The 21198-nt window shown below is 71.2% G+C and carries 20 protein-coding genes and 1 tRNA gene; 11 read left to right on the forward strand and 10 right to left on the reverse strand.

Features of this window, described 5'->3' with window-relative positions; all coding sequences use genetic code 11:
* Positions 1-27 precede the first annotated feature (27 nt).
* Positions 28-1614 (reverse strand): DEAD/DEAH box helicase, encoded by a 1587-nt coding sequence (locus KIN34_RS01455; RefSeq protein WP_307858038.1) that lies wholly within the window; start codon positions 1612-1614, stop codon positions 28-30.
* Here KIN34_RS01455 and KIN34_RS01460 point away from each other — a divergent pair.
* Positions 1550-2071 carry a type II toxin-antitoxin system PemK/MazF family toxin gene (locus tag KIN34_RS01460; RefSeq protein ID WP_214345939.1) on the forward strand — a complete coding sequence of 174 codons (522 nt, stop codon included), beginning with the start codon at positions 1550-1552 and terminating at the stop codon, positions 2069-2071. The two genes, KIN34_RS01455 and KIN34_RS01460, sit on opposite strands and share 65 nt — an antisense overlap.
* 22 nt (positions 2072-2093) lie before the next feature.
* Here KIN34_RS01460 and KIN34_RS01465 read toward each other — a convergent pair whose 3' ends face one another.
* Positions 2094-3785 (reverse strand): integrin alpha, encoded by a 1692-nt coding sequence (locus KIN34_RS01465; RefSeq protein ID WP_214345940.1) that lies wholly within the window; start codon positions 3783-3785, stop codon positions 2094-2096.
* 151 nt (positions 3786-3936) lie between these two features.
* Between KIN34_RS01465 and KIN34_RS01470 the strand changes: the two genes are divergently transcribed.
* On the forward strand, positions 3937-4338 hold the full coding sequence (locus KIN34_RS01470) for a pentapeptide repeat-containing protein (RefSeq protein WP_214345941.1): 402 nt from the start codon (positions 3937-3939) through the stop codon (positions 4336-4338).
* Between the two features lie 39 nt (positions 4339-4377).
* Complete coding sequence (locus KIN34_RS01475) at positions 4378-4935, forward strand: DinB family protein (protein ID WP_214345942.1); 558 nt, start codon at positions 4378-4380, stop codon at positions 4933-4935.
* 10 nt (positions 4936-4945) lie between these two features.
* Here the strand turns inward: KIN34_RS01475 and KIN34_RS01480 are convergent, their stop codons facing one another.
* Positions 4946-6265: a DUF2254 domain-containing protein gene (locus tag KIN34_RS01480; protein ID WP_214345943.1), complete on the reverse strand. Its 1320-nt coding sequence runs from the start codon at positions 6263-6265 to the stop codon at positions 4946-4948.
* 127 nt (positions 6266-6392) lie between these two features.
* On the opposite strand from KIN34_RS01480, the gene KIN34_RS01485 reads away from it, so the two are divergent.
* The 4 genes from KIN34_RS01485 to KIN34_RS01500 all read left to right on the forward strand — a co-directional run bounded on the left by KIN34_RS01485 (position 6393) and on the right by KIN34_RS01500 (position 10472).
* Positions 6393-7427, forward strand: a complete 1035-nt coding sequence (locus KIN34_RS01485) for a serine hydrolase domain-containing protein (protein WP_214345944.1) — start codon at positions 6393-6395, stop codon at positions 7425-7427.
* Positions 7428-7506: 79 nt separating this feature from the next.
* Positions 7507-8490: an HNH endonuclease signature motif containing protein gene (locus tag KIN34_RS01490; RefSeq protein ID WP_214345945.1), complete on the forward strand. Its 984-nt coding sequence runs from the start codon at positions 7507-7509 to the stop codon at positions 8488-8490.
* 60 nt (positions 8491-8550) lie between these two features.
* Entirely contained in the window at positions 8551-9198 is a 648-nt protein-coding gene (locus tag KIN34_RS01495; RefSeq protein WP_214345946.1) for a dihydrofolate reductase family protein, read from the forward strand.
* Positions 9199-9245: 47 nt separating this feature from the next.
* Positions 9246-10472 carry a BaiN/RdsA family NAD(P)/FAD-dependent oxidoreductase gene (locus KIN34_RS01500; RefSeq protein WP_214345947.1) on the forward strand — a complete coding sequence of 409 codons (1227 nt, stop codon included), beginning with the start codon at positions 9246-9248 and terminating at the stop codon, positions 10470-10472.
* A gap of 6 nt (positions 10473-10478) precedes the next feature.
* On the opposite strand, the gene KIN34_RS01505 is transcribed toward KIN34_RS01500, so the two are convergent.
* From KIN34_RS01505 to KIN34_RS01520, 4 genes are all read right to left on the reverse strand, one after another.
* Complete coding sequence (locus KIN34_RS01505; protein WP_307858039.1) at positions 10479-10865, reverse strand: type II toxin-antitoxin system VapC family toxin; 387 nt, start codon at positions 10863-10865, stop codon at positions 10479-10481.
* 2 nt (positions 10866-10867) lie between these two features.
* Positions 10868-11095, reverse strand: coding sequence for a FitA-like ribbon-helix-helix domain-containing protein (locus KIN34_RS01510; RefSeq protein WP_214345949.1), 228 nt, complete (start codon positions 11093-11095; stop codon positions 10868-10870).
* A gap of 35 nt (positions 11096-11130) precedes the next feature.
* A complete protein-coding gene (locus tag KIN34_RS01515) occupies positions 11131-13278 on the reverse strand; it encodes a DEAD/DEAH box helicase (protein ID WP_214345950.1) in 2148 nt (715 codons plus the stop codon).
* Positions 13279-13716: 438 nt separating this feature from the next.
* Complete coding sequence (locus tag KIN34_RS01520) at positions 13717-14073, reverse strand: hypothetical protein (protein ID WP_214345951.1); 357 nt, start codon at positions 14071-14073, stop codon at positions 13717-13719.
* A 633-nt stretch (positions 14074-14706) separates the two neighbouring features.
* On the opposite strand from KIN34_RS01520, the gene KIN34_RS01525 reads away from it, so the two are divergent.
* Positions 14707-16029, forward strand: coding sequence for an AAA family ATPase (locus tag KIN34_RS01525; protein ID WP_214345952.1), 1323 nt, complete (start codon positions 14707-14709; stop codon positions 16027-16029).
* On the forward strand, positions 16026-16556 hold the full coding sequence (locus KIN34_RS01530) for a hypothetical protein (RefSeq protein WP_214345953.1): 531 nt from the start codon (positions 16026-16028) through the stop codon (positions 16554-16556). The genes KIN34_RS01525 and KIN34_RS01530 overlap by 4 nt, the downstream gene beginning before the upstream one ends.
* A 743-nt stretch (positions 16557-17299) precedes the next feature.
* Here KIN34_RS01530 and KIN34_RS01535 read toward each other — a convergent pair.
* Positions 17300-18175, reverse strand: a complete 876-nt coding sequence (locus KIN34_RS01535) for an IS3 family transposase (RefSeq protein WP_214345954.1) — start codon at positions 18173-18175, stop codon at positions 17300-17302.
* A 471-nt stretch (positions 18176-18646) separates the two neighbouring features.
* Here KIN34_RS01535 and KIN34_RS01540 point away from each other — a divergent pair, with 471 nt between their 5' ends.
* Both KIN34_RS01540 and KIN34_RS01545 read left to right on the forward strand, forming a co-directional pair.
* Positions 18647-19183, forward strand: coding sequence for a hypothetical protein (locus tag KIN34_RS01540; protein ID WP_214345955.1), 537 nt, complete (start codon positions 18647-18649; stop codon positions 19181-19183).
* Positions 19184-19548: 365 nt separating this feature from the next.
* A complete protein-coding gene (locus KIN34_RS01545) occupies positions 19549-20307 on the forward strand; it encodes a hypothetical protein (RefSeq protein WP_214345956.1) in 759 nt (252 codons plus the stop codon).
* A gap of 53 nt (positions 20308-20360) precedes the next feature.
* On the opposite strand, the gene KIN34_RS01550 is transcribed toward KIN34_RS01545, so the two are convergent.
* Both KIN34_RS01550 and KIN34_RS01555 read right to left on the reverse strand, forming a co-directional pair.
* Positions 20361-20831, reverse strand: a complete 471-nt coding sequence (locus tag KIN34_RS01550; protein ID WP_214345957.1) for a hypothetical protein — start codon at positions 20829-20831, stop codon at positions 20361-20363.
* 214 nt (positions 20832-21045) lie between these two features.
* Positions 21046-21118 (reverse strand) — tRNA-Arg (locus KIN34_RS01555).
* Between the last annotated feature and the right edge of the window lie 80 nt (positions 21119-21198).

Below are 21198 nucleotides of genomic sequence, written 5' to 3' on the forward strand. Positions count from 1 at the left end.
CGGGGAGGGCGAAGGTAGGTGCCGCGGTCAGCCGCCGTGGCGCTGGTCGCCGCCACGCTGCGCGGGCGCACCCGACGCGCGACCGGCCCGACGCGGACCCGCGGGACGACGGGCACCCGACGAGGCCGGCGCCGCGCCAGCTGCACCGCCCGACGAGCGCTGCGCGCCGGCCGACGAGCGCTGCGCACCGACCGACGAGCGCTGCGCACCGCCGGCGGCCGCGCGCGCGGGCTGCCCGCCCTGGCGCGGAGCCGCACCGGAGGGCTGCCGTGCGCCGCGCGAGGCCGAGGCGTCCGTGCTCGTCGTGCCGCCGCCCTTGCCGCGACGGCGACGCGAGCGGCCCGCGGGACGCTGGCCGTCGGCCGCGGGACCGCCGGGCGTCGCGCCACGGCCCGCGGGGCGGACCGGGGCGGCGGGTGCGCTGGGGGCGACGGGCGCCGCGAGCGTGGGGACCAGGTCGTTCAGCACGCGCGCACCCGGCCGGACCGGCTGCGGCGTCGCCTGGATGCCAGCCTGACGCGTCATCGAGCGCACGTCGGAGAGCTGCTCGGGCAGCACGATCGTGACGACCGCACCCTCCGAGCCGGCGCGTGCGGTACGGCCCGAGCGGTGCAGGTACGCCTTGTGCTCGGCCGGCGGGTCGACGTGCACGACGAGCTCGACGTCGTCGACGTGGATGCCGCGGGCCGCGATGTCGGTGGCGACGAGCACCTTCACGGCGCCCGTCGAGAACGCCTCGAGGTTGCGCTCGCGCGCCCCCTGGCCGAGGTTCCCGTGCAGGTCGACCGCCGGCACGCCCGCGCTGGTGAGCTGCTTGGCGAGCTTCTTGGCAGCGTGCTTGGTGCGCGTGAACAGCACCCGCCGGCCCGTGCCGGAGGCCAGGTGCTGCACCACGTCGCGCTTGACCTCGGCGTCCGGGACCGTCAGGACGTGGTGCGTCATGGCGGACACCGGGGACTGCGCGGTGTCGACCGAGTGCCGCAGCGGGTCCCGCAGGAACGCCTTGACCAGCGCGTCGACGCCGTTGTCCAGCGTCGCGGAGAACAGCAGGCGCTGGCCGCCCTTCGGCGTCGCGGACAGGATCCGCTTGACGCCCGGGAGGAACCCGAGGTCGGCCATGTGGTCGGCCTCGTCGAGCACGGTGATCTTCACGTCCGCGAGGGAGATGACGCCCTGCTTCATGAGGTCCTCGAGCCGGCCCGGGCAGGCCACGACGATGTCGATGCCGCCGTTGAGCGCGGACTCCTGCGGACGCTGCGAGACGCCGCCGAAGATCGTCGTGACGGACAGCCGCGCGGCCCGGGCCAGCGGCTCGAGCGTGGCGGCGATCTGCGTCGCGAGCTCGCGCGTCGGCGCCAGCACCAGGCCGGTGGGGCGCCGCGCCACGTGCCGGACGGGCTGGGTCCCGGGGACCTGGCCGGCCAGGCGGGCGACGAGCGGCAGGCTGAACGCGAGCGTCTTGCCGGAGCCGGTGCGGCCGCGGCCGAGCACGTCACGGCCCTGCAGGGTGTCCGGCAGCGTCGCGGTCTGGATGGGGAACGCGTCCGTCATGCCCTGCTGGGCGAGCGTGCGGACGAGGGCCTCGGGCACGCCGAGGGAGGAGAAGCTGGTCACAGAGAGAGTCGCCTTTCAGGCGTCGAGGGGGCGCCCACCAGGCAGCCTTCACAACCCAGGACGCGGGCTCGCGCTGGACCTAGAGCCGCGCAGAGCCACCCCCAGTATCCCCCACGTTCCCCGGAACCCGGTTGTCGGTCCGCTCACACCCCCTGGCTCCGAGTCGAACAAGCTGCGCCCCGCGCTGATCGTCGGCCGCGCGGTCGCGGCGGAGCGCGCGCTCGCGTCCGGCCGGGGCGTCGTGACCGTCGTCCCGCTCACGTCCAACCTCGCGACGGTCTACGACTTCCAGATCGAGATCCCCGCCGAGGCGTGCGGGCTGGACGCGCCGTCGAAGGCGCAGTGCGAGCAGGTCCGCTCGATCTCGGTGGCGCGGTTCGTGCACCGGATCGGTTCCGTGCCGCTCGGCCTGATGCTCCGCATCGACGACGCCCTCCGCCTGCACCTCGACCTCTAGGCCCGGGCTACCGCGTTTCGCGCTAGGCGACCTGCACGCCGAAGTCGGTCAGCCTCTGGAGGACTCCCCCGATGCCGGCTGCACGTCCGCCCCACCGCTCGTCGGGCGTGAGCTTGCCCCAGACGTTGCGGAACACCGTGACGCTTCCGGACCGGGACGACGAGGTGTCGGTGGTCAGCCGATCGCCCGGAGTGCCGACGACGAGATCGCGGCGACCGGAGCCGTCGACGTCCAGGAATGCGAGAGCGGCGCCGAACCCGTGGCCGGAGCCCGGGTTGCCGGGCACGCCCGCTGACGCCTGCGTCAGCACTGCCACTCCGCGCGAACCCAGTCCGCTCGTCGCGCCTCGCACCAGGTAGACCGCTCCGGCCGAGTCGCGGCCGGAGAGGTCCCTCCCTGGGGCGCCGACTGCCAGCTCGTCGCGGCCGTCCAGGTCGATGTCCGCGACAGCGAGCTCGGCGCCGAAGCCGTCCCACGTCTCGACGTCGCCGGGCATCCCCGGCGTCTCGAGGGAGAACAGCCGGGCTCCGGAGAGCGACAGCGACGTCCCGCGGGCGACGACGGAGACGATGAATCCACCGCGTTCGAGGTCTGCGGGCGAGGCACTGGGCGCGCCCGCGATCACCTCGTCACGACCGTCACCGTTGAGGTCGGCGGTCGCGATCGACGAGCCGAGGTTGAGGGTCCACGTGTCGTGGCCGGCTCGGCGGAAGGCCGCATCGAGGTCACGACCGCTCACCATCGACGACTTCGCAGCTGCGACGCCGTACCGCCCGCCCGGCACGAGCACCACACCGCCGGCGGCGTCTCCCGACCGGGGTTCGACACCGGCGCCAGGAACGCCGACCACGAGGTCGGCATAGGAGTCAGCGGTCACCCTGCCGATGGCGAGGCTCGCCCCGAAGCGGCCCGACCGGCTCGCCCAGCCAGGCACCCCGGACGTGGCCTGGGTGATCATCCGTGACCCCGATCCGGAGAGCCCGGACTTGCGGCCGTAGAGGACCACCACGCTGCCGGCCCCGGACGCCCCGGAGACCTTGGTCTCCGTCATGCCGACGGCAAGATCGTCGTAGCCGTCACCGTCGAGGTCCCCGGTCGCGAGTGCAGACCCGAAACGTTCGTCCGGCGTCGGCACCCCCGCGACGCCGGACGTCGCACGGCTGATCAGACGGGCAGCGGACAGATGCAGCCCGCTCTGGGAACCCGGAAGCACCCACAGCGCGCCGGCGAAGCCGCTGCTCTCTGTCCCGGGGACCGACTCACACGTCTCTGCGACGACGAGGTCGTCGTACCGGTCGCGGTTGAAGTCTCCGGTCGCGACGCCGCTCAGGCCGAAGTTGCTACAGCGAGTTCCGTGCGCGCGGTTCGCTGTCCCGAAGAGCACGTCGTCGCGCTGTACCGAGGAGTACCGCACCGCGACGGCGCCACCGGTCTCGTCGGAACCGATGGTGACGTCGCTGTCGCCGGCGACGGCGAGGTCGTCCACGCCGTCGCCGTCGAAGTCGGAGACGGTCGACGGTGTGCGCTTCGTCGGCTTCGCGTGGGGACGAGGCTCGCTCGCGACCAGGATCACCGACTTGCCGATCTTGCGTCGCTCCACGGTCGGCTTGCTCGCCGCCGTCCCGGCTGTCGGGAGGAGCGAGACGACGAGCGCGGCCGCCGCCGCGGCACCGACAAGACGAGCGGCCACCACACGGCCGGCAGGACGAGACATGAGTACCCCCTGGGAAGAAGACGCGTGAATCTAGCGCGGCCGACCGACAAGCCCGCAGGACCTCGGCGGTTGTCACACGTCCGGCCTATGGTCGGACGTGGCGGACGGGACGGGTCCGTCACGTCGCTCGCCCGGCACTGCGAGGAGGGTCATGACCAGGTTCACGCGTTCCGACGACCTGCAGGGCTCCGAGTTCGTCGGCGTCAACCTCCAGGGCTCCCGCTTCGTCGGATCCGACCTGTCGGCGGCGGTGATGCGCGGTGTCGACGTGGCGCGTGCGGACATCGACGCACCGTGGCTCCCCGAGCCGGACAGCTACCTCCTGGTCAACGGCGTGGACGTCATCCCGTTCGTCGAGGCCGAGCTGAACCGCCGTTTCCCCGGCCGCGCGCTGCGACGTGCCACGGACCCCGACGACCTGCGCGCCGCCTGGGCGAAGCTCGAGGCGACGTGGGAGGCGACGCTCGAGCGCGCGGCGGCGATGCCGGCCGGGACGGTCGACGTCTCGGTCGACGGCGAGTGGTCGTTCGCCCAGACGCTGCGCCACCTGTAGACCGGACCGTCACGTCGACGCCAAGGGAAGGCAGACGCCATGCGGTGGGGACCGTTGCTGACCGAGCAGCTCACGTTCTACTGGGAGACCAGCCTCTGGCCCCGCGTCCAGGGCCTCACGGACGACGAGTACCTCTGGGAGCCGGTGCCCGGCTGCTGGTCCGTGCGCCCGACGGCGGACGGCACCTGGCAGGCCGACGGCACCGGTCAGCGCGAGCCCGACCCGCCGCCGGTGACGACCCTCGCGTGGCGGATCTGCCACGTCGCCGTCGGCGTCCTCGGCACCCGGGCGCGCGCGTTCTTCGGCACCGACGTCCCCGACGACGCGGACATGTTCGACCCGCGCCTGGCACCCGCCTCGCTGCCCGCGACCGCCGACGAGGCGGTGGCGCTGCTCGCGTCGTCGTACCAGGCGTGGGTGGACGGGCTCTCGGCCTGCGACGACGAGGCGCTGGCCCGGCCGCTCGGCCCGCGCGGCGCCTACTTCGCCGAGGACAGCCTCGCCGCCCTGGCGCTCCACCTGCACCGCGAGACGATGCACCACGGCGGCGAGATCGGCGTCCTGCGCGACCTCTACCGGGAGGGGTACCGGCCCTAGCGCGGCCGGGTCAGGCGCGCAGGGCGTCGGTGACCTCGCGCGCCTCGGTGGTCAGGCGGTCGACGTCGGCCGGCAGCAGGTCCGCGCGGGCGACCGCCTGCGCGAGCAGCTCGACCTCCTCGGCCGCCGCCGCGCGCAGCGCCGGGTCCCGCGCGGCCGCGCCCACGCGTGCCGCGAGGCGCACCGCCGCCCGCACCACGGTCGGCGCGCCCGCGCCGTACCAGCGGATCGCCTCGAGCACGGACCCCACCAGGTCGACGGGGTCCGGGTGGGGCGCGTAGAGCCGCAGGGCGCCCTCGTCGTCGAACCGCGCCGCCGAGGGAAGGGGCCGCTCGGCCAGCAGGGTGAGCCCGGCCGCGAGGTCGTCGACGGCGTTCACGGCGGTGGTCGGGTCGTTCGTTCCCGGCGACAGGGCGCGCGCCGCCATGTCGGTGAGCTGCTGCACGACGAAGGCGACGTCCTGGTGCGCGTCGCGCGCGTCGGCGACGTGGACCGCTCGTCGGACCCGCTCGACGACCTCGCCCACGCGCTCGGCGGGCAGCCCGCCCACCACGGCGACGGCCTCGCCCGCGACCACGTGGTCACCCGGCGTGACCGTGAGCGCGACGACCGCGTCGTGCCGGCTCGCGAGCCGCACCAGGCGCTCGATGTCCACCAGCTCCACGTACCCGGGACGCTGCGCGGTCACGACGACCCCCGTCGCGCTGGTCGGGATCGCTCCGGCGGGTACCGGCCTGCTCTCGCCCGCGCGCTCGGGGTAGAGGCGCTCGATCGTGCGGCACAGCGTCTCGCGCACCTGGGACGCCAGCGTCCACACCTGGATCGAGTCGCTGATGTGGTGGATGAACCACACGAGCACGGCGACGTTCGCGACCGCGAGCAGCACCGCGAAGTTGACCGCGAGGTGCGGCACGAAGACGTCCGCCTCCTGGTCGCCGGGGTCCCCGATCGCACGGATCGAGCGCAGCACCAGCAGCGCGTACAGGAACGTCGAGACGAAGACGCCCAGCACCGCCTGGTTGCCGCGGTCCGCCATGAAGCCGGGCACCAGCCGCGGCCCGTAGGCCGACGACGTGAGCGCGAGCACCGCGATCGTGATCGAGAACGTGGTGCCTGCGACCGCCAGGCTCGACGTCGCGATCGCACCCAGGACGTCCCTGCTGCCGCTCTCCCCCACGGTCAGCACCAGGTGGTCCGCCCACCCCGAGACGGTCGGCGTGCCCACCGCGCGGTCCACCGCGATCAGCGCCTCGGCCACCAGCACCGCGAGCACGCACATCACGGCGGGCAGGAACCAGAAGCGCTGCCTCAGCTCCACCAGGACCGTCACGTCCCGAGCCTGTCAGGGCACGGCAGATGCCGCGCGCTGGCCCTGACGCGCACGGCGTCCGTGTGCAGGTCAGGTGGCGCGTCGGCTGCGCGCGGTGACTGTCTGTGGCGGGTGAGAGGGTCCGCGCATGGACGAACGTGAGCACCTGGCCGCCGCCCTCGCTCAGCACCCCACGGTCCCCGGCGTCAGCGTGGCCGTGATGCGGGGAGGGGCAGCGACCTGGGCGGGGGCGGCCGGCGTGAGCGACGCGAGCACGGGACGGGCGCTGAGCGCGGAGCAGCCGCTGCACGCGTGCTCGATGACGAAGCTGGTCACGGCGACGGTCGTGCTGGCGCTGACCGAGCGCGGGCTCGTCGACCTCGACGCGGACGTGGCGGCGACGCACGACGTGCCGCTCACCCGCGCAGCGAGCGCCGGCGACCGGCCCGTGACGCTGCGCCACCTGCTGGCCCACGTCGCGGGCATCGTCGACGCCGACGGCTCGTTCGAGCCGGTCGCCCGCGGCGACGGGACTCCGGACCTGGCCGACCTGCTGCGCGGCCGGACCTCCGCGCACGCGGGCCCCGTGACGGTGGCGGCGACGCCGGGCACGCGGTTCGCGTACTCGGACGGCGGGTACGCGGTCGTCGAGCACGTCATCGAGGTCGCCACCGGCCGGCCGTACGATGACGTCGCGCGCGAGCTGGTGCTCGACCCCCTGGGGCTCGCACGCGCCGTGCTGCGTCGCCGGACCGCAGACGCCCCGGCGGCGGCCACCGGGCACGGCCCCGCCGGGCGCCCGGTCGAGGACGGCTGGGCGCTGTACCCGGCCCTCGGCGGCGCGGGGCTGTGGTGCACACCGCGCGACGTCGCGGTGCTCCTGAGCGACCTGCGCCGGTCCTGGACGGAGGACGGCGGTCGACTCCTGACCGCGGCGACCGCACGTCAGATCCTGGACGGTGCCGAGGCGGAGCCGCACGCGGGCCTGGGCCTCTTCCTGCCCGCGGGTGACGGACGGGTGGTGTCGACACACGGCTGGGGCGTGGGCTTCCAGTGCGCGGCGCGACTGGACGTCGAGTCGGGGGACGGCGTGGTCGTCATGACCAACTGCGACCCGGGGCGCCCGCAGCCCGAGTCCGTGGTCGGCGCGCTGCTGCAGACGCTGGGCCCGACGACCGTGTGACCGCCCCTCGTCGCGCGGGTCGACGACGTGGACGCCGAACCGGCTGACGCGGCGAGACCAGCGTGCCAAGCTGACGGCCATGGATGGCGCTCCCCCGCGGGCCTGGCTGCTGATGGCCGCGGGCAGCAACCGTGGCCACGGCGGCAACGCGGGGTACGACGACCAGATCGACGCGTACTACTCGTGGGACAGCAACGTGCCGAACCACACGAAGCTGAGCGTCGGCGACCCGATCGCGCTGTGGGACAAGGAGCGGCTGCTCGGCGTCTCGGTCATCGAGGAGATCGAGACCGCGTCAGGGCTGAAGCCGCTCAACCGCTGCCCGGACTGCGGGACCACCCGGATCTCCGTGCGCAAGAGGGCCGAGCCGCGGTACCGCTGCATGAAGTGCCGGCACGAGTTCGCGGCGCCGGACGTCGACGTGGTCGACGTGACCGAGTACCGCGCCCGGTACGACGCGGCCTGGACGTCGCTCGACGGGCTGCTCGACGAGCGCGAGCTCCGATCCCTCGCGGTCCACGCCGGCGACATCAACGCCATGCGCCCGCTCGACTGGGCGGCGTTCAGCGCCGCGCTGAGCACCAGGCACGCGGACCGGGCGGTGGACCGCGTGGCCGCACGGGCTGACATCAGCTGGCAGCCCACGCACGTCGAGTTCACCCAGGGGTTCAGCCACGCGCTGGTCCGGGTCCGACGAGGCCAGCGGCAGTTCCGAGAGCACCTCCTGGCCGCGCAGGGCACCGTCTGCGCCTTCACCGGCGGCGCTCCCGCGCGCGTCCTCGAGGCCGGCCACCTGTACAGCTACGCGCAGCTCGGCACGCACTTCCAGCACGGCGGGCTCATGCTCCGCCGCGACATCCACCGCCTGTTCGACGACGGTCTGCTGGCCGTCGAGCCCGCGCGCCTCCGGATCGACGTGGCCGAGCCGCTCGCTCAGTTCCCCCAGTACGCGCGCCTGCACGGCCAGCCGCTGGCGTCGGCCCTCCAGGACCCGCAGGTCGACTGGCTGGACAAGCACTGGCACGAGCACCGGCAGGGTGCTGGCGCCGGGGCCGCGGGCTAGGGTCGACGAGTCCGCTCGTCGTCGAGCCGGACTGTCGCGGCTCGGACTCGGGAGGCAGCCATGGGCCGGCTGTACATCGACCTGTTCACCACGCTCGACCTCGTCGCGCAGGCGCCCGGCGGCCCGGAGGAGGACCCGTCCGGCGGGTTCCCGTTCGGCGGGTGGCAGGCGCCGCTGGACGACGACCTCGTCGAGCAGCAGGTCAGCGCGGGGATCGCGGAGCTGGACGCGCTGCTGCTCGGGCGCCGGACGTACGAGATCTTCGCGGCGTACTGGCCGCACCACGAGACCGGGCTGGACGGCGAGGTCGGCAGCGCGTTCGCCGCGGTCCCCAAGTACGTGGCCAGCCGCGGCACGCCGGAGCTGCCGTGGCGCGGCTCGACGCAGCTGGGCCCGGACCTCGCGGCGGAGGTCGACGCACTGCGGGAGCGGCACGAGAGCGTGCATGTGTTCGGCAGCATCGACCTGGTCCACACGCTCGTCGCGCAGAACCTGTTCGACGTCCTGAACCTCTGGGTCTACCCGATCGTCCTGGGGCAGGGGAAGAAGGTCTTCCCGGACGGGGTCACGCCCACCTCGCTGCGCCTGCTCGCACCGCCGGCCGCGGGCAGCGCGGGCGCCGTGGCGCTGCGGTACGGGCCGACGGGCCGGACACCGACCACCGGCGACATGTCCCTGCCGGACCGTGGGGCGGGTTCCGCCGGGTAGGGCGAGGTCCGACGAGCGCGCGCGGCCCGGCCTGTAGCGTTCGTCGGATGAAGCGGACCGCGGCGGTCGTCGGCGGCGGTCCCGCGGGGCTGATCGCGGCGGAGGTGCTCGCCCGGGCGGGCGTGACCGCGACGGTCTACGACCGCATGCCGTCGGTCCCCCGCAAGTTCCTCCTGGCGGGTCACGGCGGCCTGAACATCACGCACAGCGAGGACCGCGGCCCCTTCCTGCGCCGCTACGGCGCCTCGGCCGACCGGCTGGCGCCGATGCTCGACGTGTTCGGTCCGGCGGACCTGCGCGCGTGGTGCGACGGCCTGGGCGAGCCCGCGTTCGTCGGCACCAGCGGCCGGGTGTTCCCTCGCTCGTTCCGCGCGACCCCGCTGGCCCGCGCGTGGCTGACCCGGTTGGCCGAGCTCGGCGTGCGGCTGGAGCGGCGGCAGCGGTGGACCGGCTGGGACGCCGACGGCAGGTTGCGCTTCGTCTCTGCCACCGAGGACGACGACGAGACCGCGACCTCGGTCACCGCGGACGCCGTGGTCCTCGCGCTCGGCGGCGCGTCGTGGCCCCGGCTGGGCTCGGATGGTGGGTGGGTGGACGCGTTCGTCGGCCGCGGGATCGCCGTGACACCGCTGCAGCCCGCGAACGTGGGCCTGCGGGTCGACTGGACCGAGCCGTTCGCGGAGCGGTTCGCGGGCACCCCGCTGAAGAACGTCACGCTGCGCGTCCGCGGCTCAGGCGGCCGGCCGACCAGCGGCGACGCGATGGTCACCCGCGCCGGCATCGAGGGCGGCCCGGTCTACGCGATCGGCGCGCCGGTGCGTGACGCGCTGGCGGGTGGCGGTTGCGTCCTCGAGGTCGACCTGCGGCCGGGGCTGGACGTCGGCCGGCTCGTCGGGAAGCTCGCGCGCCGGCGCCCCAAGGACTCCGTGTCGAACTGGCTACGCCGCGCGGTGGGGCTGGACCCGGTCGCGCTCGCGCTGCTGCGCGAGGCCGGCCCACTACCGCAGGACGCCGCGGCGATGGCCGCCCTGATCAAGGCCGTGCCCGTCGCCGTCACCGCGACCATGCCCATTGAGCGCGCGATCAGCACCGCGGGCGGCGTCGCGTGGGAGGAGGTCGACGAGTCGCTCATGCTCCGGCAGCTGCCGGGCACGTTCGTCGGAGGCGAGATGCTCGACTGGGAGGCGCCCACCGGCGGCTACCTGCTCCAGGCGTCGTTCAGCACGGGCGTCGTCGCGGCCCGGGGAGCACTGGCCTGGCTCGCCCGTCCCTGACGCAGCTCAGCGTGTGGTGGGCACGACCCGGACGTCGGCCCGGTGGCCCGAGGCCGCGAGCTTCGCGTCGCACGTGTACAGCTGGCACGCGAGGGCCTCGGCGAGCGCGAGGTAGGACGCGTCGTAGGCCGTGAGCTGATGACGCAGCGCCCACACGCGCTCGGCCAGCGGCTCGAGCTCGTGACGAGCGATGGTGAAAGCGAAGTGGGCGCGCCGCGCCTCGTCAGCCGCCTCCGGTGTGACCTTGCCCGCAAGCGACAGCCCACGGAGCACCGAGACGACCTCGACGTCGAGCAGGTGCGGCGCGGACAGCTCGCCGGTGAGTGCGTCGAGCAGCTCGGTGTGGGGTGACCGCCCGACCAACGCCTCGACCATCGCCGAGGCGTCGATCACGATCACCGTCGACCGGCCTCGACCGCGGCAAGGATCTCCTCGGTCGTCGGCCCCTCGGACCGATCGCGGCTCCGGAGCTGCTCGACGATCTGTGCGTTGGTGGGCCGGGCCGCGAGCCTCTCGAGCTCTCGGCTGACGTACGCGGACAGCGACGTGCCCGCCTCCGCGGCGCGCACCTTGAGCGTCGCCGCGACCTCGTCGGACACGTCCCGGATGTACAGCGTGGCCATGCGCCGATGCTAGCAAACTGCAAGCAATCGCCCGCTCAGGCCTTGCCGTCCGCCTCCAGGGCGTCGGTCAGCAGCGCGACGAGCGCCTCGACCTGGACGTCCGTCGACGCGCCGTCCTCGACCTCCGCACCGTCCAGCGCCCGCGCCGCGAGGCCGGACTTGCTGTCGATGAGCTCGGCGATCTTGGCGTCGATGGTCTGCGCCGCGATGATCCGCCACGCGGTGACGGGCTCGTCCTGGCCGATGCGGTGGATCCGGTCGATGGCCTGGGTCTGCTCGGCGTCGGTCCAGGACAGCTCCGCGAGGACCAGATTGGACGCGACCTGCATGTTCAGGCCCACGCCCGCGGCCATCAGCGAGCACACGGCGATGGAGACCTCGGGGTCCTCGACGAACGCCTTGACGTTCTTCTCCCGCACCCGCGGCGTCTGGTCGCCGCGGATGGAGGCGAACTTGATCCCCCGGTCGGCGAACGTCTGCTCGGCCTGGTCCATCACGTCGACGTGCTTGGCGAAGAACACGACCTTGCCGACGTTGCGGGCGAGCTGCGCCGCGTAGTCCGCGGCCAGCCCGGCCTTGGCCTGGCCGATCCGCCGGACCATGGTGAACACGTTCTCGCCCTTGGCCTTGGAGCTCGAGTCCTTGAGCTCGGACGCCGCGATCCGACGAGCGAGCTCGAGGTCGATCCCATCCGGCACCCCCTCGGCCGCGCGCGCCTCCATGGCGGCCCGATACCGCTCGACCAGCCGACGAGCGAGCGTCTCCTCCGCCGCGCGGATCGACCGGCCCACAGCCCCGTCGAGCTCGACGGGCAGGTCCGCGACTCGTCGTGCCGGGATGTCCGCGACCACGTCCGTCTTGCGGCGACGCACGATGCCCATGTCCACCACGGCCGTGCGCGCGGCCGCGGAGAACCCACGCTCGGCCGGGGTCAGGCCGGTGTCCTCCAGCGCGGTCATGAGTGCCCCGAGCGGCTTCTCGTCGTCGATCCACCCCAGGAACTGCCAGATCGCCCGGAAGTCCTCGATGTCGTTGATCAGCGGCGTGCCGGTGAGCGCCATGAGCAGGGGCTTGGGCGTGCGCTCCCGGATCCGCTCGGAGAGCGCGAGCACGTTCTGGGAGCGCTGCGAGCCCTTGTTCTTGATGAAGTGCGCCTCGTCGACCACCATCCCGCGGAACCCGAGGTCCCCGAGCCACCCGACGTGCCGGTCGAGGATCTCGTAGTTCACGATCACCACGTCCGCGAACGCGTCGACCTCCTCGCCGTCGCCGTGCACCACGGTCGCGCGCCGCAGCGGCGTCCACAGGCTCACCTCGTGCGCCCAGTTGGTCTTGACGACGTTGGGGACGACGACCAGCAGCGGGTAGGCGTTGGCCACCTGCGCGGCGAGCAGCGCCTGCGCCGTCTTGCCGAGCCCGGGCTCGTCGGCCAGCAGGAACGTCCGGTGCCCGCGCTGGGCGGCCGTGACCACCTGCGCCTGGTGCGGCATCAGCTCCCGCCCCGGAGGCGTGGGCGCCGTGCGCGGCTCCGGCAGCGGCATGCACGCCGGCGCGCCGGGCGTGGCGTCCTCGAAGGACCGGAACAACGGCTCGAGCAGCTCCCACCCGGCCAGCCGCTTGGGCCGCGCCGCCAGCCGCTCGGCCGCGGCCTCGAAGTCCGGCGCGAGGAACGGGTTCGCGAGCTGACGCGACATCGCCGAGCGCGGGATCACGCGCTTGTCCGCACCGGGTACCGGCGTGGGTGGCGCGACGGGCGGCGGCGGCTCGTCGGGCACGTCCAGCCCACCGGCGCGCATGATCGTGGCCTTGTAGGCGCGGGCGGCCTCGGAGAGCTTGGCGTCCTCCGCGAGCAGGGCGAGCAGCGACGTGTCCCGCGCGGCGGTCCTGGCCAGCGAGGTGGCGACCCCGTCGAGCCGCTTGAGCTCGTGGTCCCGCTTGGCCGCGGTCAGCGTGGCGTCGGTCTGCACCCGCGCCCGCTCCTCGCGCACCAGCAGCGCCACCACCTGGAACTTGGTCCGCACCGCGGGCCGCGTCGGCGGCCGCCGCACGGCGTCGTCGACCTCCCGCGCCACCCCCGCGAGCACGGGGATGATGCCTTCCTCGTCGGGGCGGCGGGTACGACGAGACTGCGCGCCGGCGCCGTTGCGCGCCGTGCTGGTCCGGCGCTGGCCGGAACGTGCCACTTCTCCTCCTCCATGCGGCCACGTTGGGCCGCGGCACAGCGCGTCGCACCCGCGGGCTCACGGGCGCGCGCTCGTCGCACGCGCGCAGCTACCCGAGGCAGCACCTGCTGCCACGGCGACGCGCCGCCCAGGACCGGCACCGCGGGACCGAGGTCGGTCCACGCGCGGCACCACGCGAGCGAGCGCCCGGCTACGGCTCTCGACCACTCACGATGCCATGACCCCGGCACCGCCCCACCAGTATGCGCGCCACGCGGACGACGGAGGCACTGCACAGAGCCGCCGCGCGGGTGAACGGTGGGCTCGCTGGCCGTCCCGGTCAGCCAGAAGGGGAGTCGCTCACCCTGCATACGCAGCCCGATTCACTGCTCCCGAGTCACGCCTTCCGCTCTCGTGATCTCGTCGCGCAGCCATGACGAGTCGTCCTCGTCCCCAATGCTAGGAGCTCTCGGGAACCGAGGCGTCGGCGCTGTCCCATCTCCGCTTCGCCTCGTCGGCCGCCCGGCGAATCCTCGCTGCGAACGCCTCAGCGCCATAGCAGCGGAACCTCAGAGCGCCGTTGTGGTCAGCGACCGTGATGATGTTGGTGACATGACCCGGCTCGACATCGACGGAGCTGATGCGCCGCAGGTCCACCCTCACGACCTCGACGCCTCCGAAGGCGGCGTGGACGATCTTGTTCAGCGCGTTCGGGGCATACCGCACGACCTGCTCCGTCAACGTCACACGTCCACCCACCCACAGGCGGCCGAACTGCGCGTTCGCGACCTTCGACTCCAGGATCTGTGCAGGCACCCGCGGAGCCTATCGGCGACGAGATGTGCGTCGACCTCGTTCGCCCGATTGGAGCGGGCACCCTGCGGCGGTCCGCCCGGTCGCCTCCCAAGATCCCCGGTTGAGTCAGCGTGGCGTCAAGCTGATCGAGTCGACCGTCCGCACCCGGTCGTACCGAGTCGAACGATCCAAGACGGGCCACTGACCGCTTACGGACCACGAGGCATCCACGGACCGCGCTTGATCGGCGCCGATCGCACTCGTCGAGCCGCTGACCTGGACACACTGTGGCGCCCGGGCAGATTCGACCTTCCGACACCCGCTCTACGAGTTCGATCTTGGATTGTGGATAGCTTGCTTACCTGCGGAAATACATGCGGGCAGTTCGTGCGGCGACCCATTCCGGGGGCTCGCTGACCACACGCTGATCACGAGCCCGCCGGCTGGCCACGCCCTTCCTGGCGCAGCGGACCGCTGGCATGACTACCGAGCCACAACGGCAGGGCAGGTCTCAGGGCGGCGTTCGGCGTGTCGGCGAGACCCCGACAGCACCGGCCGGCCCAGTCCCCCGGGAAGGCTGTACGTGCTGGGTCGGCCAGGTTCGGTACGCTCGCGAGACGAAGGAAGCTCCGCTGCGATCACCTCGAGGATGCGATGATCACTGAGGTTTTTGTGCAAGAATTCAAAGGATTCTCTCGAGAGAGGCTCGAGCTTCGACCGCTGACGATCCTGATAGGCGAGAACAACAGCGGTAAATCCTCGTTTCTGGCAGCAATCAGACTCCTTGCGCAAACGGTTCAGTCGCCGGACCCCTCCGTTCCGATCCTGTTGAACGGACCCTTCGGGGAGTACGGGTCCTTCCGAGACGTTGTGCACGGCAATCACCGCGGCCGCCCATTTCGGCTCGGGGTCACCGTTCCACAATACCGACGCGACGTTGAGCGGGCCGCCAACGACGCCAGCGTTACATTCGAGGCGGAGTTCAAGTACCGCGTGCAGCGGCGTGAGGTCCTCGTTCGCGAAGCGAAGTACATGACCGGCAGCAAGCCCATCCTGAGCGTGGGTCGCACGAAAGACCTCGAGCGCAACTACATCAACGGAGTCGGTGGACGTACCTTTACGGCCTCAGGGCGGACCGAGTCGCTGGGGATGTTGCGCATGGCCAACTTCCTTCCCACGACGAGCCCGATTGCGCCCTCAACGCCGACGGAGCTATCCGACGCGATCCGTAAACACCAGGACGAAATCCGGCGGTCATACCTGGCAGTTCGCCGCGCCCTCTTCGCGGTTGACGTTCTCGGCGCAATGCGGCAGCCCCCTCAAAGAACGTACCTGCACTCAGGGTCGGTTGGGAGGCGTGTTGGCCTAGCCGGCGAGAACCTCGGAGGGCTCATTGCGCTCGCGGATTCGGCGCGGAGGAGCCGGCACAACTATATGGCGGGCGTCAGGGAGTGGTTGCGAAGTTCCGGGGTGGCCGCAGACGTCAACCTGGTGTGGCTGTCCGATCGAGACTTCGAGATCGTGGTAACGCACCCGGTTAGTGGCGAGACCGAGAACCTAGCCGACGTAGGGCGGGGTACGAGCCAGGTACTCCCCGTCCTGCTTGGCGGGTATCGCCTGGAGCCTGGGGACACCTTCCTTGTAGAGGAACCGGAGATCCATCTTCACCCCCGCGCGCAGGCCGCGTTGGGCGACTACTTCCTGGACCTCTACCAACGCGGCGTCCAGGCAGTTGTAGAGACCCACAGCGAGTACCTGATCCTGCGGCTCCAACAGCATGTCGCTGCAGGGCAGATCGATCCCGGTAATGTCATCTTCTACTACGTATCATCCACGAGTAGCGGAAAGCAGGTCAGACGCATCCCTCTGGATGAGAATGCTGTTTTCGATCAGGTCGTTCCCGGTGGCTTCTTCCCCCAGCGGCGCGAAGAGTCCCTGAAACTTGTCAGGGCACGCGGAGAGAGCGCTCGCGAATGAATTCCGACGAGCATCTTGTTGTGGATTCCCAGGTCGTGCACTATCACTACCAGGAGGACCTCGGGCAAGCCCCGCCGGGCTCCGGGTCAGCCGTGGATTTCTTCGCCGCGGTAAGGTCCAGCCGCGCAGCGGTATACCTTGACAGCGATGGCCATGTCCTTGAGGAATGGTCGCGAAACGTCTCCGACGAGTGGTTCGATGGCTGGTTCACGGAACTAGCAAGCACGGTCAACGTCAGGGAGATCGATGCGCCGACACAAGCGCAGTTGTTCAAGAGGCTGTCCAACGTGTGCGGATTTCCGAAGTCCGAGAATCGGTGGCTTGTGCGCGTCGCCGTTTCTGCGGCGAGTGAGGCCTCCCCATGTACACTCGTTACCGAGGACATGGACTTCCGTGAGCCATCCCAGAAGGGCTGCTCCCCAGCGGTACGAAACCGCTACTTGTCCAGCAGCAAGGAGGGCTCGGTGACAGCGGAGCTGTGGAAGCACTGGGTCGAGGTGATTTCGCTCAAGCTCGCCCTTGAATGACGAGTGGTACCACAGTCGAGGTTCCGATGGATAGTAGTAGCTCGCGCTTCCGGGATGGCTGTCGCTGAACCTTCCCCAATGGCAGCGGCCTCGTCACGCCTGGCCGTCCGACGGTCAGCGTGCCTCCTGACGCCGCCGGTTCCAGCCACACCTCACGCCGCTCGAGTTGGGCCGGAGTTGGCGCGCGGACGCCGCCGCCGCCCGAGACGTCGCCACCGCGCGGCGACCTGAACTCCGACGGCATCGACCCCGCCAAACCCCAGGGTGTCCTTGCGGGCGTCGATCACCGGCGACATTCCCCGCCCGGCGCGAAGTCGACCGCGTCAGGCAGCGGAGCGCATGCACCTCTCGGGACGAGTACCAGCCCTCTATCGAGCGTCACCGCCACCCGGCGAACGCCCCCGGGAGGCAACCATCAACGGCGAGCCACACAGAAGCGGGCAGCAAGACGAGGAGCCATCCCGGAGACGCCGCGGACCCCAGGCCAATCCCGGAGCCACACCAGCGTCGCAGAAGTGCAAGAGGAGTCGATGCTGACGCCGTGGGCGTGGCCTGGCCCGGCTCCATCGGTGCGGCGCTAGTTTGGGTGTGGACAAGGAGCTGCGGCTGGGGCTGACGCGAGGGGCGGCATGGCGGAGCCGAAACGATGCACGGCGCCAGGCTGCTCCCGTCCCGCCGCCTTCCAAACGCGCACGAATCCGCCGGAGCCTGACCCGGTTTCCCGGACGATTGCGGTGTGGTGATCATGCCGCCGCGGTAGCAGCGGTGTGCAGGTCCTCGAACTCGTTCAGGGACTGGTAGCCGAGGCCCGGAGTGGCGCCGGACGGGGTTGTAAAGCCCTCGATCCGCTCGAAGATCGCCGAGGCGAGCTCCTCGCGAGACGACCGGTCATGGCGGTCGAGCAGCTCACGCTGCATGCTCGACCAGAGGCTTTCCATCATGGTGTTGTTCACGCTCGAGGCGACCCGGCCCATCGAGCCAAGCAGGCCGGCCTCGCGCAGCCGGTGCCCGAAGATCCACGAGGTGTGCTGAGCTCCGCGGTCCGCGTGGACGATCGCTCCAGGCGCGGGGTGGCGCCGCCAGATTGCCATCTGCAGCGCGTCGACGACCAACTCGCAGCGCATGTGGTCGGCGATCGACCAGCCCACGATCTTCCTCGTGAACACGTCGAGCACCGCGGCGCAGTAGACCTTCCCGGTGCTCGTGGGGTGCTCGGTGATGTCGGTGCACCACAACCGGTCCGGCCCGTCGGCGGTGAACTGCCGTAGCACGAGGTCCTCGTGCGGGGCGGGCAGCGGGCGTTGTCCACGGCGTTTGCGCCGGTGACAGATCCCGGCGAGCCCCGCGACGCGCATGAGCCGGGCGACCCGCTTGCGGCCGCAGGCGATCCCGAGCCCGAGGCGCAGCTCGGCGTGAACCCGCGGGGCGCCGTAGGTCGCACGCGAGCCGTGGTGGATCGCCGTGATCGTCGCGGTCAGCGCCTGATCGGCGATCGCGCGAGCGCTCGGCGGTCGACGCAAGGCGTCGTAGAGCCCGCAGCGGGAGATCCCGAGCACCCGGCAGGTCAGCGAGACGGGCACCCCGTCGGCCGCCAGTTCCTGGACCAGCCGGGCACTCATTTCGGGAGCACGAGCGGGCCAGGTCCACTGCAAGCCGCCGGAACTCCGGCGGCTTGGCTGCAGGCATCCCAGACTCCTCTCCCGAGACGATCATCGCCTCAGACCAGGTGTCCGGAGAAGCGGGTCAGGCTCCCACCCTGCTGGACGACGAAACGATGAGCCCTATGCCACGCGACGCTTCACGGATGGACGCGGCGTGAGAGAGAGTTGCCGCATGCATGAAATCCCCATCTCGACAGCGTCAGCACGGCAAGGCCAGCTGGGGCGCGCCGGTCAGCCGACATGACGGAGCCACCGGCGGATCCGTTCCCGCCAGTACGGCCGCCTCGGCAAGCGAAGCCCAGTCCTGGCGGCGGCTCCGCGGACCGATTCCCTCGTCTCGAAGCGTCACGGCAACATCTCGATCAGCTGAGGATCGCCCACCTGGACGTCGCATACAGGACGCTCGGGGCCGCGGCAGGTCGGCTCTTTATGCCGGATTTGCTTGTGACGGCGATGGTGCAAAGAAGCTATGGGGTCGTCGATGCCCTAATTGATGCTGTTGATACGTACAACATGCACGCCGCCGCACCACTCCTCAGGCTGCAGCTCGACACGCTGTTCCGAGCTCACTACATCGCTTCCTGCGCTGACTTGGATGCCCTCGTGGGCCGCCTGCTGGGGGGCGAGGAGTTTCGCCGGATTAAGGATCTCGAAGGCAGGCCGCTCACAGACGCCCGACTCCAGGAGTTGGCGGCCGCCCACCATGCGTGGGCCGTACCGGTCTACCGAGAGACCTCGGGTTGGGTGCACTTCTCGGTCAATCACATGAGAGCCACTACACAGGTCGGCAGCGATCGGGACTTCTTCATGGGCGTGCCACTTCGCCCCGAAGTCCTGGCGGAATCGCTATGGCTTGAGGTCTACGGCGCGTCCATCCGGGCGACCGAGGAACTTTTCGACTATGTCCGTGGTTGGGCCTCGCGGAAAGGGCTGCCGCCCGGAGAGACGCGAGTCCTCGACTGGTGAAAGGCTTGCTCGTTAGGCGGGCCCCCGCGGCAACTGCACGACCGGCAGCGCACGCGGCGTTTACCTCTGTGGGGGGGTAGCGCCCCCGACGCCGCGGGCGACGGGACTTGTCCACTGGGAGCACGCACGTAGCCCTGGCAGCGGCCCGCGATCTGGGACGGATGTCGTTCGAGCGACCAGCCACGTGTCCCTCCTGTCCCACGGGGCAACGACTCGAGCCGGGGACGCCACAGAAGACGGAACGCGCCGCAGGGGGACCTGACACAGCCCCCAGGACCGGGGACCGGCCCGCGCGCCCTATCCCGGCCCGCGCTACGGGCGGCTCGCTACCGCCAACGTCTCAGGCTGTTGGCTATGGTGTTTCGGTGACGCGCTCAAGAGACGTGGCCGTCCTTGCCGACATGCTCCTCGCCAGTGGAGCAGCAGCTGCGGGGCTTCTTGAGCCGGCGGTTGGAGTCGCCGCGGCCGGTGCTGCAGTTGGACTGTCAGACCGCATCCGGCTGGCACTTAGCCGTCGGGCGGAGCACAACCTCGCGGCCGCTGCCCACGGCGTGCGCTCTACCGGGCAGGACGTGGAAGAGGTGGTCGACGCACTTCTGCGATCCGCGGAGGGTGTGTCGCTAGTCTCGGAGGTCCTTGAGAGGATCGCGAGTGCAGCGTTCGAGCAGAAGGCGCGCGCCCTCGGGACATGCCTAGGTCGCGCGGCAAACGCGTCGGAAATGCCGGAGGCTGCGATCGAGGCGGAAACCATCTGGGCTAGGCTAATCGACCTCCTTCATCGACCCCATGTGATGGCGTTGCTCGCCCTAGGAGAACCTACCTACGACGAGGCCGACGAGTCGATGCTCGGTGCTGCGGAGGCGAACAAGGTCGCGCGGGAGTTCGCTCGAACTGGAGCGTTTGTTGCAGTACTCAATCAGTACGACGCCTTCACGGCACAGTCCGTCCGAGCCGATCTGAAGAGCTGGGGGCTCGCACAGACGGTTTACGGCGATCAGATCGGGTTGCACGGCGGAGCCCTTGACAGCGACACGTTCTGGCGCCGCACGCCCCATGGCGAGAGCGTGGCGCGCCGGTTGCAGGCCGACGTGGGAGCAACGCCATCCGACGGGAGTTCGCTGTAGGCCCTGTTCTCACGCCGCCCGCCCAACGCTTAGTGCACGCGCCGGGCAGGCAGTCATCTGAGTGCGCCGTAGGGCCGCCCCTGCTCCCGCCCGAATGGGATGGACCGTCGGCGGACCTGGTACGCGGCGTGGATCAGGCGCTCAATGCCGGGCCGGAGCACGGGTCCCTCGATCGCAGAGACCGCTCCGCCGGGGACGCCGGCGTCCAGCAAGCCGACACCCCCGTCTGCCCAGCGAAGGTCGACACCCCACAGATGAACCCGCCGGGGGAACCGCGCGAGGCACCACGGCGCGCAGCAGACAGTGAAGCCGACGACATCCGCGTCCCCGGTGACCTCGTAGAGGTACACCTCGGCGCGTCGGCCGAGACCGGACGGATCCTCGATGTCGAGGAGGACCTCGCCGTTCCTCCAGGCACCGTCCGCGGACTTGGTACGCACAGACTTCCCGAAGGCCTTGTCGATTTGACCCACCTCCCGGCAGCGCCAGAGGTCGATCGCTTCGTCGAGCGGGAAGGTCGCCATGCTGCCTATCGAACCGTCACCAACGCCGAGTTCGTAGGCGTTCGGCCCGGCTTCGGAGCGTGGCGTCCGCGGACGTGCGTCCGCGTCCTTGACAGGCCGTCCACGTCCTGAGACAAGTCGCTGACCACACGCTGACCAATGACCGACAAATCAGACACTGACCCTACGGTAGCCAGGGCGTTGATCCAGCGCTTGACCTGCGATAACACTTCTGTGCGCCTGGGCAGATTCGAACTGCCGACACCCGCTTTAGGAGAGCGGTGCTCTATCCCCTGAGCTACAGGCGCGCGAGCCCGACGTGCGGGGCTCGTGCTGCGTCGGCGTCGCTCGGAGGCGTCGTCAGCGCAGCGGCAAGCCTACCGGGCGC

Source organism: Cellulomonas fulva (assembly GCF_018531375.1).
Lineage (GTDB): Bacteria > Actinomycetota > Actinomycetes > Actinomycetales > Cellulomonadaceae > Cellulomonas > Cellulomonas fulva.